The sequence below is a fragment of the Campylobacter concisus genome, assembly GCF_002913765.1.
In the GTDB taxonomy this organism is placed as follows: domain Bacteria; phylum Campylobacterota; class Campylobacteria; order Campylobacterales; family Campylobacteraceae; genus Campylobacter_A; species Campylobacter_A concisus_BB.
In genome coordinates this window covers 78,934-92,926 of sequence record NZ_PPCH01000014.1, presented here as the reverse complement: position 1 = coordinate 92,926, position 13,993 = coordinate 78,934, and the positions used below count along the sequence as shown (strand labels likewise).

12 protein-coding genes are annotated in these 13,993 nt (G+C 43.5%); 3 read left to right on the top strand and 9 right to left on the bottom strand.

Annotated features, from left to right (window positions below):
- Positions 1-12 precede the first annotated feature (12 nt).
- Positions 13-1,224, bottom strand: a complete 1,212-nt coding sequence (locus CYO89_RS04205) for a saccharopine dehydrogenase family protein (RefSeq protein ID WP_103597247.1) — start codon at positions 1,222-1,224, stop codon at positions 13-15.
- Positions 1,225-1,317: 93 nt separating this feature from the next.
- Between CYO89_RS04205 and CYO89_RS04200 the strand changes: the two genes are divergently transcribed.
- Positions 1,318-2,019 (top strand): tetratricopeptide repeat protein, encoded by a 702-nt coding sequence (locus CYO89_RS04200; RefSeq protein ID WP_103597246.1) that lies wholly within the window; start codon positions 1,318-1,320, stop codon positions 2,017-2,019.
- Here the strand turns inward: CYO89_RS04200 and CYO89_RS04195 are convergent.
- A complete protein-coding gene (locus CYO89_RS04195) occupies positions 2,012-2,653 on the bottom strand; it encodes a non-canonical purine NTP pyrophosphatase (RefSeq protein WP_103597245.1) in 642 nt (213 codons plus the stop codon). The two genes, CYO89_RS04200 and CYO89_RS04195, sit on opposite strands and share 8 nt — an antisense overlap.
- A 113-nt stretch (positions 2,654-2,766) precedes the next feature.
- On the opposite strand from CYO89_RS04195, the gene CYO89_RS04190 reads away from it, so the two are divergent.
- Positions 2,767-4,068, top strand: a complete 1,302-nt coding sequence (locus CYO89_RS04190) for an MFS transporter (protein WP_103597244.1) — start codon at positions 2,767-2,769, stop codon at positions 4,066-4,068.
- Positions 4,065-5,204 carry an NAD(P)/FAD-dependent oxidoreductase gene (locus tag CYO89_RS04185; protein ID WP_103597243.1) on the top strand — a complete coding sequence of 380 codons (1,140 nt, stop codon included), beginning with the start codon at positions 4,065-4,067 and terminating at the stop codon, positions 5,202-5,204. The genes CYO89_RS04190 and CYO89_RS04185 overlap by 4 nt, the downstream gene beginning before the upstream one ends.
- 51 nt (positions 5,205-5,255) lie before the next feature.
- Here CYO89_RS04185 and carB read toward each other — a convergent pair whose 3' ends face one another.
- From carB to CYO89_RS04150, 7 genes are all read right to left on the bottom strand, one after another.
- Positions 5,256-8,516, bottom strand: coding sequence for a carbamoyl-phosphate synthase large subunit (gene carB, locus CYO89_RS04180; RefSeq protein ID WP_103597242.1), 3,261 nt, complete (start codon positions 8,514-8,516; stop codon positions 5,256-5,258).
- Positions 8,516-9,271, bottom strand: coding sequence for a rod shape-determining protein MreC (gene mreC / locus CYO89_RS04175; protein ID WP_035142556.1), 756 nt, complete (start codon positions 9,269-9,271; stop codon positions 8,516-8,518). Before mreC ends, carB begins: the two co-directional genes overlap by 1 nt.
- Positions 9,261-10,298, bottom strand: a complete 1,038-nt coding sequence (locus tag CYO89_RS04170; RefSeq protein ID WP_002939972.1) for a rod shape-determining protein — start codon at positions 10,296-10,298, stop codon at positions 9,261-9,263. Before CYO89_RS04170 ends, mreC begins: the two co-directional genes overlap by 11 nt.
- 9 nt (positions 10,299-10,307) lie before the next feature.
- The gene (clpX, locus tag CYO89_RS04165; protein ID WP_021088133.1) at positions 10,308-11,540 is read right to left on the bottom strand and encodes an ATP-dependent Clp protease ATP-binding subunit ClpX; all 1,233 of its coding nucleotides are present in this window, start codon (positions 11,538-11,540) and stop codon (positions 10,308-10,310) included.
- The gene (gene lpxA / locus CYO89_RS04160; RefSeq protein ID WP_103597241.1) at positions 11,540-12,328 is read right to left on the bottom strand and encodes an acyl-ACP--UDP-N-acetylglucosamine O-acyltransferase; all 789 of its coding nucleotides are present in this window, start codon (positions 12,326-12,328) and stop codon (positions 11,540-11,542) included. The genes clpX and lpxA overlap by 1 nt, the downstream gene beginning before the upstream one ends.
- A gap of 26 nt (positions 12,329-12,354) precedes the next feature.
- Positions 12,355-12,801 (bottom strand): 3-hydroxyacyl-ACP dehydratase FabZ, encoded by a 447-nt coding sequence (gene fabZ / locus CYO89_RS04155; protein ID WP_004317884.1) that lies wholly within the window; start codon positions 12,799-12,801, stop codon positions 12,355-12,357.
- 110 nt (positions 12,802-12,911) lie between these two features.
- Positions 12,912-13,988 carry an epoxyqueuosine reductase QueH gene (locus CYO89_RS04150; protein ID WP_103597240.1) on the bottom strand — a complete coding sequence of 359 codons (1,077 nt, stop codon included), beginning with the start codon at positions 13,986-13,988 and terminating at the stop codon, positions 12,912-12,914.
- Between the last annotated feature and the right edge of the window lie 5 nt (positions 13,989-13,993).

The following is a 13,993-nucleotide window of genomic DNA, read 5'->3' as shown; positions in this document are numbered from 1 at the left end:
TAAGTCTAAATTTTAAACTTCGTATCTTTCTCCTGGCTTCATTTCGATGATCTCCCATGGCAATCCCTGCTTATTTAGCTCGTCCATGAAAGGTTTTGCGTCAAAATTCTCCATATTAAAGACGCCTTTTCCGCTCCAGATGCCTTTTGCCACCATCATTGAGCCGATCATCGCTGGCACGCCTGTGGTGTAGCTAACAGCCTGCGCGCCTGTCTCGGCGTAGCAAGCCTCGTGGTCGCAGACGTTGTATATATAGACTTGGCGCTCTTTGCCATCTTTTAGCCCACGTATCACGCAGCCGATGTTTGTTTTGCCTTTTGTGCGAGGGCCAAGGCTTGCAGGGTCAGGTAGAAGCGTCTTTAAAAACTGGATCGGCACGATTTTCATGCCGTTATGCTCGACCTCATCTATGCGCAGCATTCCCACGTTTTCTAGGCACTTCATGTGGGTTAGGTAGCTTTGTCCAAAGGTCATAAAAAAGCGAATTCTCTTTAATCCTTTGATATTTTTTACTAAGCTTTCTAGCTCCTCGTGATAGAGCAGATAGCTATCTTTGACGCCAACTTTTGGGTAGTCCCACTTAAACATTATCTGCATCGGCTTTGTCTCGATCCACTTGCCAGCCTCCCAGTAGCGGCCATTTGCGCTAACTTCGCGTAAATTTATCTCTGGGTTAAAATTTGTCGCAAATGGATATCCGTGATCGCCAGCGTTGCAGTCTAGGATGTCGATCTCGTGGATCTCGTCAAATAAATTTTGCTGTGCATAGGCGCAAAATACGTTTGTCACGCCTGGGTCAAAGCCAGAGCCAAGAAGCGCCATGGTGCCAGCGTTTTTGAAGTCGGCGTCCTTCGCCCACTGAAGCTTATACTCAAATTTTGCGGTATCTGGGTGCTCGTAGTTTGCGGTGTCGATGTAAGGTATGCCAGCCTTTACACAAGCGTCCATAAGAGTTAGGTCTTGATACGGCAGCGCGACGTTTAGAAGCAGATCAGCCTTTGTTTGTTTGATGAGCTCCACCACGGCCGCTGTGTCGTCAGCGTCGATCTGCGCGGTATTTATCTGCACGCCAAGGCAATCTTTTATAAATTTAGCGATCGCGTCGCACTTGCTTTTTGTGCGGCTTGCTAGGGTGATATTTGTAAAAACGTCCGAGTTCATCGCACATTTTACGGTTGCGACTTGGCTAACGCCGCCTGCTCCGATGATTAAGATATTTGACATTTTTGGCTCCTTAAAATTTTAGTGATTTTAGCAAAGTTAATATAAATTTCTAGCTTCAAAAGGTAAAATGAGCCAAATTTTAAAGGTAAAAAGATGAAGAAAATTTTGCCATTTTTAGCGCCTATTTGCCTCTTTGCAAATAGCTGTGACGAGCTGGTGCAAGAGAGCGTAAATGAGTTTTATAAAAGTGATAGAAATTTGGAGAGAGCCATAAATTTAGCCGAGCAAGCAAGCGAGGCATGCCTAAAGGCTGGCGATACCGATCAGGCGATCACTTCGCTCATAAATGGTGCCAGCATCTGCCTGGTAAATAAAGAGCCACAAAAAGCGCTTGAGCTCGCGGCAAACGTTAGCGACAAACTGCTACTAGCTCGCTCTTATCAAAACATAGGCGCAGCAAAAAAGGCGCTAGGCAAATACGACGAGGCGCTTGCTGGCTTTTATGAAGCTCAAAAAATTTATGACACCAACTCAAATACGCCGATGCGTGACGAGCTGCTTTGCATAAAGTCCATCGGCAGCACCTACTACCTAAAAAACGACTTTGACAAAGCCCATGAGAACCACCTTTTAGCGCTAAATTTACTTGATATCACGCCAGAGTTAAGTAGCAACGAGCTTGTGCGCTCGGAGCTTTTAGTAGAGCTTGCTAACGACCTAGCAAAGCTTGATGGAAAAGATCAAGCCGCCAAAAACTACAAAGAAGTGCTTGAAATTTTAAAAGGCAAGGAGCAAAACCATCGCGCGCTTGGTCTTTTGGAACGAGCCAGCAAGGGGCTAAAGGAGCTTAACTAAAGTTTTTCTTTAGGCTCTTTAATACGAAATTTGCAAGCTCGAGCCCCTTTGAGCGGTGAGAAATTTTAAGCTTTGTCTCGTTATCTAGCTCGCCAAGCGTCTTTGTAAAGCCATCTGGGATAAAGAGTGCGTCGTAGCCAAAGCCGTTTGTGCCGCGCTCCTCGTCTATCGCTTCACCGTACATAAAGCCATGCGTCGTGTAGTCGCCAAATTTTGAGCTAATAGCGATACAGGCGGTGTAGTGAGCTGGTGAGCTCTTTAAATTTAGCGCCTTTAGCTTGCTAATTAGCTTTGCTCTGTTGTTTGCGTCATTTGCGTTTTTGCCGCACACTTTGCCATTTTCATCAAGGTCAAAGTAGCGCGCAGAGTAGATCCCTGGCTCGCCACCAAGCGCATCCACACTGATGCCGCTATCATCGCTAAGCGAGATAAATTCGTCCTCAAGCCCTTGCTCTTTAAGCTTTGCAAAGACGGCTCTTGACTTTATGAGTGCATTTGCTTGAAAGCTGCTGCCATCTTCAACGATCTCAAATGGCTTTACAACCTCACTTAAAGCGTAAATTTCATAGCCTTTTAAAAACTCTTTTATCTCTTTTACTTTGTCTAAATTTGATGTCGCAAGCACGATTTTCATCGCAAAACTCCTTGATTTTTGGGCGTATTTTACAAAAAAGTAGATTAAAATTTTTAAATTTAAATTAGTGTTAAAATGATAAACTTAGTCCTTTTAAAAATAAGGGAAAATTTATGTTAAAAAGCGTTTTGCCACTATCTTTTATCGTAGCTAGCAGATTTTTTGGGCTTTTCATAGTCCTGCCAGTTCTTAGCCTCTATGCGCTAAATTTAAGCGGCGCAAATGAGTTTTTAGTGGGGCTAATAGTAGGCGTCTATGCGATCTCACAGATGATATTTCAAGTGCCTTTTGGCGCTTTCTCAGATAAGATCGGCCGCAAAAAAGCCCTAACCATCGGTCTTTTGATATTTGTTGCTGGCTCTATCGTCTGCGCGCTGGCAAGTGAAATTTACACGATGCTTTTTGGTAGATTTTTACAAGGTGTGGGAGCCGTGGGGGCCGTGGCAACTGCGATGATAAGCGACTTTGTGGCTGAAGAAAACCGCTCAAAAGCCATGGCGATAATGGGCGCTTTTATAGGGCTTAGCTTCACGCTTTCGATGGTGCTTGGACCGCTTCTTGCCAAAGACTACGGGCTTTCAAGCCTCTTTTATCTAAGCGCCGCTCTTAGCTTGCTTTGCGTCGTGCTACTCTACACCGTCGTGCCAAAAGAGATAAAAGTGAGCGCAAAGGCTGAAAAGGTGCCATTTGGCAAGCTATTTTTACAAAAAGACTATATGATCATAAATTTCACCTCTTTCATGCAAAAGATGCTCACAAGCATCGCATTTTTGGTGATCCCGATCGTTTTAGTAAAAGAGTATGGCTATGAGAGCAGCGAGCTTTACAAGGTCTATACACTTGGCGCTGTGCTTGGCTTTTTAGCTATGGGGTTAGCTGGCGCTTTGGGCGATGGCAAGGGGCTTAGCAAGGTCATCTTGATAGCTGGCACGCTGCTTTTTGCCCTAACATACGCCATTTTTGCCCTTAGTTTTACGAAATTTATATTTGTGCTTGGCATCGCGATATTTTTTATAGGTTTCAACCTTCACGAGCCAATCATGCAATCAACCGCGACCAAATTTGTAAAATCCTCACAAAAAGGCACCGCTCTTGGCATCTTTAACTCATTTGGCTACTTTGGTAGCTTCGTTGGGGGCGCGTTTGGCGGATACATCATGCACACCTTTAACTTTAAAGTGCTTGCCATCGTCTGCGTGGTGCTTTGCGTCATCTGGCTTGTTTTGCTATTTAGCCTGAGTGATCCAAGAATCTTTAAAAATATCTACCTAAGCCCAGAAGCGAGCTTAAATTTAGAGCTTCTAAACAGCCAAAAAGGCGTGGTGGATTATTATAAAAATGAGAAAAATCAAGTGATCAAATTTGACTCTCGCCTAACAAGCGAGGCGGCCTTAAAAGAGAGCTTGAAGTTTTGATCTACGACGTCGTCATCGTTGGTGCTGGCGCTAGCGGGCTCTTTTTAGGGGCAAATTTAAAGGGCAAAAAGGTTGCCATTTTAGAGAAAAACAGCAGCGCTGGCAAAAAGATCTTAGCAAGCGGTGGCGGCAGATGCAACATCACAAACCGCTTTGTAAGCGCCAAAAACTACCTTGGCGAGCAAAAATTTATAGAGCAAATTTTAAAAATACTAAGCCCAGATCAGGTTTTGAGATTTTTTAGTGAGCTTAAATTTAGCGAGCAAAAGCAAAATCAGTTTTTCTGTGATAGCGGTGCAAAGAGCGTTTTGAGCCTGCTTTTAAAAAGGCAAAATGCAGATATTTTTTATAACAAAGAGGTTCTTGGCGCTAAAAAAGTAGATGAAATTTTTGAAATTTTGACAAAAGATGAGAAATTTAGAGCTAGAAATTTGGTCATCGCAAGTGGCGGACTAAGCTACAAAACCCTTGGCGCAAGCGATATTGGCTACAAGGTAGCTAGCGAATTTGGCCTTGAGCTCTCACCTACCACTCCTGCTCTAGTTGGCTTTAGCGTGCAAAAAGATGAGTTTTGGTTTAAAGAGCTTAGTGGCGTTAGTCTAAGTGCAGATGTAGTGATAAATGACAAAAACAAGAGCCATAAATTTAGTGGTGATGTGCTTTTTACGCATAGAGGCATAAGTGGTCCAGCGATACTAAACGCTTCACTTTTTTGGCAAAAGGGTCGAATTTGCATAAATTTTCTGCCTAAATTTAGTGAGAAAAATTTAGTAAATGGTAAAAAGCAGCTTAGCTCGGTTTTACCTTTGCCAAAGAGATTTGTGCTGGAGTTTTTAAGAAATTTTGGCTTAAAAGATAGAGCGTTTTATGAATTTAGTGATGATGAAAAAAATATCATAAAAAGGCTTTTTGCATATCATTTTGCCCCAGCTGGGACATTTGGCTTTGAAAGGGCTGAAGTTACAAAAGGTGGCGTAAAAACAGAGTTTTTAGATGAAAATTTAGAGTGTAAAAGCGTAAAAGAGCTTTACTTTATAGGAGAAGTTTTAGATATCACTGGTATGCTTGGCGGATATAACTTGCATCTAGCCTTTGCAAGTGCTTTAAAGGTAGCTAGCGCTTTAAAAAATAGTTAATCAAATAGAAAGTGAAATTTATAGTGGCAGCCAAAACTGCCACTAAATTTACTATCTCTCTCTTAGATACTCTTGCAAGCTTTTTACTTCAAGTGCTTTGCCAGTTTGAACTGTGCTTAGCGACTTAGCAGCTGCAAGTGCTGCGCGGATAGTTGTGAAGTATGGGATCTTAAATCTAAGCACATTTTGGCGGATCTTTTTGCCATCATCCACGCTTGATTTAGTATCGCTTGTGTTTATAACAAGTGCGATGTCACCATTTTTTAGCCTGTCTTCGACGTTTGGTCTGCCCTCACTTATCTTATATACAAACTCAGCCTCCACGCCAGCTTCGCTTAAAATTTTATGCGTACCACCAGTTGCGACAATGCTAAAACCAAGCGCTATTAGCTCTTTTGCAAGATCAGGCGCGTAAGATTTATCAGCGTCAGCTAGCGTTAAAAATACCCTGCCCTTGCTTGGCAAAGTGTTGCTAGCAGCGATCTGGCTCTTTGCAAACGAGCTTGCAAAGTCGTGGCTGATACCCATGACCTCGCCCGTGCTCTTCATCTCAGGGCCAAGGATGAGATCGGCGCCGCTTAGCTTGTTAAATGGCAGCACGCACTCTTTTACGCAAACATGCGAACTTACGCGAGGTTTTAGGATGTCGCCATCTTCATAAACAACATTATAATCATCATAAAATTTAAGTGCCTCACGTAAATTTCCCTGCCACATAACTCTTGTAGCTACCTTTGCCATAGGCACGCCAGTGGCCTTGCTCACAAACGGCACGGTCCTGCTCGCGCGAGGATTTACCTCGATCATATAAAGCTCGTTTTCATAGATGGCAAACTGGATATTCATAAGACCGACAACGCCTAAATTTAGCGCTATATCTCTGGTTTGCTTCTCCACTTTTTTTATCATCTTATCGCTTAAACTCATCGGTGGCAATATGCAAGCTGAGTCGCCAGAGTGAATTCCAGCCTCCTCGATATGCTCCATTATAGCTCCGATATATACCTCTTTGCCGTCACATATCGCGTCTACGTCGAGCTCTTTTGCATCTTGTAAAAATTTATCAAGTAGCACTGGCGAGTGGTTGCTAACTTTGACCGCTTCACTCATATACTCTTTTAGCTCGCTCTCATTATGCACCCTTCTCATCGCCCTGCCGCCAAGGACGTAGCTTGGACGAACAAGCACTGGATAGCCGATAGTCGCGGCCTTTTGCAAGGCTTCTTCTAGGCTAGTAGCGGTGTCATTTTTAGGCTGAAGGACGCCTATTTTATTTATAAATTCGCTAAATTTCTTTCTATCTTCGGCCACGTCGATCACTCTTGCAGTTGTTCCGATGATCTTAGCGCCGATCACGCTTAGACGTTTTGCAAATTTAAGCGGAGTTTGACCTCCAAAATGCACGATCACGCCGTCTGGCTTTTCACGCTCGATGACTGATCTAACGTGCTCAAAATCAATCGGCTCAAAATACAAAATATCGCTCGTGTCGTAGTCGGTTGAGACGGTTTCTGGGTTGCAGTTATACATTATCGTTTTTATGCCAAGGTCTCTTAGGGCGTAGCTTGCGTGCACGCAGCAGTAGTCAAACTCTATGCCCTGGCCGATCCTATTTGGACCGCCGCCTATTATCATCACCTTTTTAGCCTCTTTTGCTAGCTCTTTTTTAGGAAATTTAGTGATATTTGTGGTTGAGTAAAGATATGGCGTTAGCGCCTTAAATTCGCCCGCGCAAGTATCGACCTCGTTGTATTCAAGCTCGATGCCAAGCTTCTGCCTAGCAAAATAGATATCATTTTGGCTAAGCTCAAGATCGTCTTTTTCATTTATAAGCACAGCTATCATCTTGTCTGAAAAGCCCATACTTTTGGCCTCTCGTAGCAGCTCCTCGTTGTTTAAGATATCCATGTCGATCTTATCTTCAAATTTAACTATCTCATAAATTTGCTCCAAAAACCAAGGGTCGATCTTGCTAAACTCATGCACCTCAGCCACGCTAAAGCCATCTCTAAAGGCTTGCGCTAGATATAAAATTCTCCTCTCATTTGCATTTCTGATGCCATAAACTAAGGCGTTTTTCTCTAGGCTAAGGCTATTAAATCCGCAAAGATCGCGCTCTAGGCTGCAAAGTGCCTTTTGGATACTCTCTTTAAATGTCCTGCCAATGGCCATAACCTCGCCAACCGACTTCATCGCAGTGCCTAGATATGGGTTTGATCCTGGGAATTTCTCAAATGTAAAACGTGGAATTTTTGTCACGATGTAGTCGATCACCGGCTCAAAGCTAGCAGGCGTGCCTGTGATGTCGTTTTTGATCTCATCAAGGCTAAAACCAACTGCAAGCAGCGTCGCAACCTTTGCGATCGGGTAGCCAGTAGCTTTACTTGCTAGTGCTGAGCTTCGGCTAACGCGTGGGTTCATCTCGATAACGATCATGCGGCCAGTTTTTGGGTCTATGGCAAACTGCACGTTGCTGCCGCCAGTATCAACGCCGATCTCACGAAGTATGGCAAAGCTAGCATCACGCATAGCCTGATACTCTTTATCTGTGAGTGTGAGTGCTGGTGCGACCGTGATACTATCGCCCGTGTGAACGCCCATTGGGTCGAAATTTTCGATCGAGCAGACGATGATGCAGTTATCGTTTCTATCTCTGATGACCTCCATCTCATACTCTTTCCAGCCAAGCAAGCTCTCTTCTATCAAAATTTCATGTATCGGGCTTGCGTCAAGGCCAGTGTTGGCTAGCTCTTTAAATTCGTCCATATTGTAAGCCACGCCGCTTCCTGCACCACCAAGTGTGTAGCTAGCTCTTATGATGAGTGGAAAGCCTATCTCGTTTGCCGCATTTATCGCGTCGTCCATGTTATAAGCATATCTACTCTCAGGCAGGTCCATGCCGATCTTTTGCATGGTCGCTTTAAAAATTTGTCTATCTTCGCCCTTTTTTATCGCTTCTGGGTTTGCACCAAGAAATTTGACATCCTTTAAAAGGCCGCTCTCAAAGACCTCCATAGCGGCATTTAGTGCCACTTGTCCGCCCATCGTTGGCAAAATGGCGTCAATTTTTTCTTTTTCGATGATCTTTAAAATGCTATCTTTTGTGATCGGCTCTATATACGTTGCGTCGGCGAAATTTGGGTCAGTCATGATGGTGGCTGGGTTTGAGTTGATAAGCACTACGCGGTATCCAAGCTCTTTTAGTGTCTTGGCTGCTTGCGTGCCTGAGTAGTCAAATTCGCAGGCTTGACCGATGACGATAGGGCCTGAGCCGATTAGCAAAATGGTATTTATATCTGTTCTTTTTGGCATCATTTTTCCTTTGTTACAACGTATAGGTAGTTTGGTATGTTTAGCTTCGCATAGGGCTCAACTATCACGCTTTGATAGGAGCTCTCTTTTAAAATTTTACTCACGCGCCCTACTGGCACCCCACTAAAAAATATCCCGTCAAGCCCGCTCGTAAAGACCTCATCGCCCTCTTTTGGGCTGAGCCATTGTGGGATAAATTTCACCATTATTTGGCCTTGATTTCCATGCGCGACGCCTGGAATTTTCTCATTTCCTATATAGACTGCAAATATACTTTTTGGGTCATTTTGCAAGTATGCTAGCGGCTTGCCGTCTTTTGCAATGACGATGCCAGCACTGCTTCCTTGATAGATGAGACCGTAAATTTTATTTGGGTCGTATCCTTCAAACTCGCTTATCCAAATTTTATTATAATCCCCGATATGCACATAGCTAAGCCCTTTTACTAGCTTGACAGCTGGGGCGTAGGCAGTCGAGTTTTTATCTTTTAAAATTTGATTTAGCTCGTTCGCAAAAGTAGATAGAAGCGTAGCTGAGCGCTCTAGCTCTTTGTTTTGCGCTCTTAGTTTTTCTATCTCGCTAGCCTGCCTAAAATATTCATTTATATAATCTTTCACGCTTTTGGCAAAATTGTCGTATGAATTTATAGCGTAGTTGCTAAATTTAATAGAGATGTTGCTTAAAATTTCGCCTTTAAACATCGAGGCGCCAGCAAGCAACGCTATAAAAACAAAAAGAACAATCTTACTCTTCATTTGTTAGCTGTTGTAAAAGTCCGATCTCTTGAAGTGCCTTGCCTGTACCTCTAGCAACAGCAAGAAGCGGCTCATCAGCTACAAATACTGGAAGCTTAACGATATCAGATAAGAACTTATCAAGCCCTCTAATAAGCGCTCCACCGCCAGTTAGCACGATACCAGTCTCGACGATATCACCAGCAAGATCAGGCGGCATCATCTCAAGCACGGTTTTAAGCGCATCTGCGATCTCTTTTAGCGGCTCTCTCATCGCCTCTCTCACATCCTCGCTTGTTAGCTCAACCCTGCTTAAAAGGCCGCTCACTTGGTCGCGTCCTTTTACCACTACGCTTAGCTCTTTTTCAAGCTGCACAGCAGAGCCCACAGCGATCTTTATCTCCTCGCCTGTTCTCTCGCCTATTAGTAAGTTGTATTTTTCTTTTATGTAATTAACTATGCTGCTATCTATCTTATCGCCAGCTGTGCGGATAGATTTTGATATTACCAGACCGCCAAGTGAGACGACACCGATCTCCGTCGTACCACCGCCGATATCAACTACAAGGTTGCCTTGTGGCTCGCGAACTGGTAAATTTGCTCCGATCGCCGCTGCCATAGGCTCTTCTATCAAAAATACCTCTCTTGCACCAGCACTTAGTGCGCTCTCTCTAACAGCCTTTCTCTCAACCTGAGTAAGTCCGTAAGGAACTGAGATGATGATCCTTGGGCGTAAGAAATTTTTCCTTCTATGGGTCTTTTCTATAAAGTAGCGTATCATCCTCTCTGTCATGTCAAAGTCCGCGATAACGCCATCTCTCATCGGTCTTATCGCCTCGATGTCGCCAGGAGTTTTTCCCACCATCTCTTTTGCAGCGTGACCGACTGCTAGAATTTTTTGTTTTCCATATTTTTCACGTCTTACCGCAACAACTGATGGTTCATTTATGATTATTCCCTTATCTTTTACCAAAACCAAAGTGTTTGCCGTACCTAAATCAATACCCATATCACTTGAGAAAAAACCTATAACCTGATCTAAAAACATCTATTTCCTTTACGCTGTTAATTTATTGTGCTTTACCAAAATCGGCTTTGCCTTATCTTTTACCGTCTCTTTTGAGATCACGATATCGTAGTCTTTTAGCTCTGGCAGATCATACATTATATCTGTCATGAGCTCTTCCATTATACTTCTAAGCCCTCTTGCTCCGGTCTTTCGCTCGATAGCAAGGCTCGCTATCTCTTCAAGCGCTTCATCGTCAAATTTAAGCGTAGCGCCGTCGATCGCACAGAGCTTTTGATATTGTTTTAATATCGCATTTTTTGGCTCGGTCAAAATTTTAACCATATCCTCTTTTGTTATCTCATTTAAAGTAGCCACCACGTGAAGTCTGCCGATGAGCTCTGGGATGAGGCCGTATTTTACAAGGTCATCTGGCTCAAGCAGGCTTAGTAAATTTTCTTTTTCGTTTTTGCCACGTTTTTCTTGGTTAAATCCAAGTACGTTTTTACCAACTCTGCGCTCGATGATGTCAAGAAGCCCGTCAAATGCACCGCCGCAAACAAATAAGATATTTGTCGTATCTATCTGGATGAAATCTTGGTTTGGATGCTTTCTGCCGCCTTTTGGTGGGATATTTACAACGCTACCTTCGATGATCTTTAAAAGCGCTTGCTGCACGCCCTCACCTGAAACGTCTCTTGTGATGCTTCTGTTTTCGCTCATTCTAGCGATCTTATCGATCTCATCGACAAATACAATGCCCTGCTCCGCCTTTTTCACGTCGCCATTTGCAGCTTGCAAGAGCCTTGTAAGGATATTTTCAACGTCCTCGCCGACATATCCAGCCTCAGTTAGGCTTGTCGCATCGCAAATCGCGATAGGCACGTCAAGAAATCTCGCCAAAGTCTGAGCCATCAAGGTCTTGCCACTTCCAGTTGGACCAACAAGCAAGATGTTTGACTTTGAAATTTCGGTGTCGTCTTTGATGTCGCTTTGTTTAAAAATTCTCTTATAGTGGTTATATACGCCGACGCTAAAGACCTTTTTAGCCCTATCTTGACCGATCACGTAGTTATCAAGTACTGCTTTTAGCTCCTTTGGTGTGAGCTTTTGGTACTCTATCGCCTCATCGTTTTTACTCTCTTCTACACTTGTATCACCATGTATCATATCGTATGCTGCTGCTATACAGTACTCGCATATATAGGCGTTTCCTTCGATATCTGCTAATAATCTTCTCTCAGCAGACTCAGCCTCGCCACAAAAATTACACTTTCTAGCCATTAATCTCTTCCTTTTGCAAGCGGAATTCCTCTTGTCGTTTCTAATATAAATTTACACATTTTTTTAACATTTTCGTCGCTGGTTTTTGCGATCATCTCATTTGCTTGATCTTTTAGGCTGATGCCTTGATTAAACAAAAATTTATAAGCGCGAACAAGCTCTTCAACCTGCTCTTTGTCAAATCTACGCCTAATGCCGACTAAATTTAAGCTTCTTATATAGGCTCTGTTGCCCTCAGCTAGGCAAAATGGCACTACATCTTGGCTTAGCGCGCTTGCGCCTGCGACCATGCAGCTCTCACCCACTCTAACAAACTGATGAATAGGTGTAAGACCGCCCACAACAGCGTAGTCGCCAAGCTCGACGTGGCCTGCTAGAGTTGCATTATTTGCCAAAATGACGTTGCTGCCTATTATGCAGTCGTGTGCGATGTGAGAATATGCCATGATAAAGGCGTTATCGCCGATCCTTGTTATACCATCGCCCTTGTGCGTGCCTGAGTTTATCGTGCAAAACTCACGTATAGTTGCGTGCTCACCGATGATGACGCCAGTATCGACCTCATCTTTATAGCTGATATCTTGCGGGATGTCGCCCACGATCGCGTAGCTAAATACACGAGAGTTATCACCGATCCTCGTCTTGCCAAGCACCCTTGCGCCTTGTTTTATCGTGACGTTGTTGCCAAGGACCGCATCTTTACTTACAAATGCATAAGCCTCGATATTTGCGTCATCTCCAATGATCGCTCCATCTTCTATAACTGCTGTTTGGTGGATATTTTTCATTGTCTCTCTTTTTCTTAAGCAAAAGCCTATTTATCGACTATCATCGCTTTAAGTTCAGCCTCGGCGCATAGCACATCATCGACGTATGCCTTGCCCTCAAGCACCCAGATATTGCCTTTATGTTTTAATACATTTAATCTATACTCTAGCCTATCTCCAGGGCGGACTGGATGGCGAAATTTCGCTCCGTCTATGCTCATAAAATAGACCACTTTGTTCTCGATGCCAGCTTGATGCTCATCGCTCATACTCTTAAACGCTAGCACGCCGCCAGCTTGCGCCATACCCTCAATGATCATCACGCCAGGATAGATCGGGTGGCCTGGGAAGTGCCCCTGAAATATCGGCTCGCCAATGGTTACATTTTTATAAGCGACGATGTTTTTTGCAGGCTCTAGCTCGACAACTCTATCGATAAGCAAAAAAGGAAATCTATGTGGGAGAATTTTTTGAATTTCTACGACGTCTATCACGTTTTAGCCTTAGTAATGTAAATTTTGGCAGATTGTAACAAATTTATACTAAGAAAAAAATTATTAGCCTCTTTTAAAATCTCTGAAATTTAGCCTTAGTAGGTCTAAATTTAGCTCTCTAAAACCAAAATTTCTTCGCTGTCGTTGTAAAAAACAGCCTTTGCGTAAATTTCGTAGCTGCCCTTTTTGACCTCGTCTAAGATGATGATAGGATTTTGCGAAAACTCCCCGCATATCTGCCTACGAAATTTCATCTCAGCGTCAAGCTCAAGCGGCTTTTTACAAAGCTCATCAACGCTTTTAAATTTGCTATTTGTAAATTTATTAAAGCGCTCTATGCTCATAAATATCGCGCCCTCTTTTAGCTCATCGTCCATTTCGCAGTCGCGCTCTACATTAAGCTTTAAATTCTCTCTTTTAAAGCCAGAGTAGAGCACAAAGTAGCTTGGCACCACAACTCCATCAAATTTAACACTAGCGCGCAAAAGCCTGTAGTTTAAAAATCGCCTTCTAAAAAGGTGAAATTTCTCACCTCTCGCCTCGCAAAGGCGCACCTTTTTGTAAAGCTCAAGCCTAGCCTCAATGCTTCCATAAAGTGCCCTTGCGTGCAGCTCGCTCATTAGCTCACTTTGGGGCAAATTTTGCGAGTCGCGCTGTTTTTTTAGCGCAAAGACACAGCCGCAGTAGTTTTGATGATAGAGTTTGTCCTTTTTAGCGAGGATAAACTGCTCGCTTGTGCCGCCATTTTTTCTATAATCAACCGCAATCGCTTCTAAATTTAAGCCAGCCACCGCCTCATCAAGCGCCTTTTTAAGCTGAGAAAAGTCCTTTTTTGGGCTCATCAAAAGTGTTGTCGTGATCTTATTTAGACCAAGCTCTATCGCCTTTTTAGCTGAGTCTTTCATACGAAAATCAAAGCAGTATTCGCACCTTTTGCCCTTTTCTGGCTCATCTTCAAGCCCTTTTGTGCCGCCAAGCCACGCTTCGTAGTCGTATTCGCCACATATTAGCTCGATGCCAAGCTTCTCGCAGCTTCGCTTCACGTCCTCAAAACGCAGTAAAAATTCGCTATACGGATGTATGTTTGGATCGTAAAAATAGCCTACTATTCGCTCATTTGGATGATCTTTTCGTAGGCGCTGTAAAAAGTAGTGGCTATCGACCGAGCAGCAGATATGAACTAGCAAATTTG

Excerpts from the sequence above, each read along its gene's own strand:
- clpX (WP_021088133.1), bottom strand. The coding sequence starts at position 11,540 with ATGGCTAGAAAGTGTAATTTTTGTGGCGAGGCTGAGTCTGCTGAGAGA.
- CYO89_RS04205 (WP_103597247.1), bottom strand. The coding sequence starts at position 1,224 with ATGTCAAATATCTTAATCATCGGAGCAGGCGGCGTTAGCCAAGTCGCA.
- lpxA (WP_103597241.1), bottom strand. The coding sequence starts at position 12,328 with ATGAAAAATATCCACCAAACAGCAGTTATAGAAGATGGAGCGATCATT.
- CYO89_RS04190 (WP_103597244.1), top strand. The coding sequence starts at position 2,767 with ATGTTAAAAAGCGTTTTGCCACTATCTTTTATCGTAGCTAGCAGATTT.
- CYO89_RS04170 (WP_002939972.1), bottom strand. The coding sequence starts at position 10,298 with ATGTTTTTAGATCAGGTTATAGGTTTTTTCTCAAGTGATATGGGTATT.
- CYO89_RS04200 (WP_103597246.1), top strand. The coding sequence starts at position 1,318 with ATGAAGAAAATTTTGCCATTTTTAGCGCCTATTTGCCTCTTTGCAAAT.
- carB (WP_103597242.1), bottom strand. The coding sequence starts at position 8,516 with ATGCCAAAAAGAACAGATATAAATACCATTTTGCTAATCGGCTCAGGC.
- CYO89_RS04195 (WP_103597245.1), bottom strand. The coding sequence starts at position 2,653 with ATGAAAATCGTGCTTGCGACATCAAATTTAGACAAAGTAAAAGAGATA.
- mreC (WP_035142556.1), bottom strand. The coding sequence starts at position 9,271 with ATGAAGAGTAAGATTGTTCTTTTTGTTTTTATAGCGTTGCTTGCTGGC.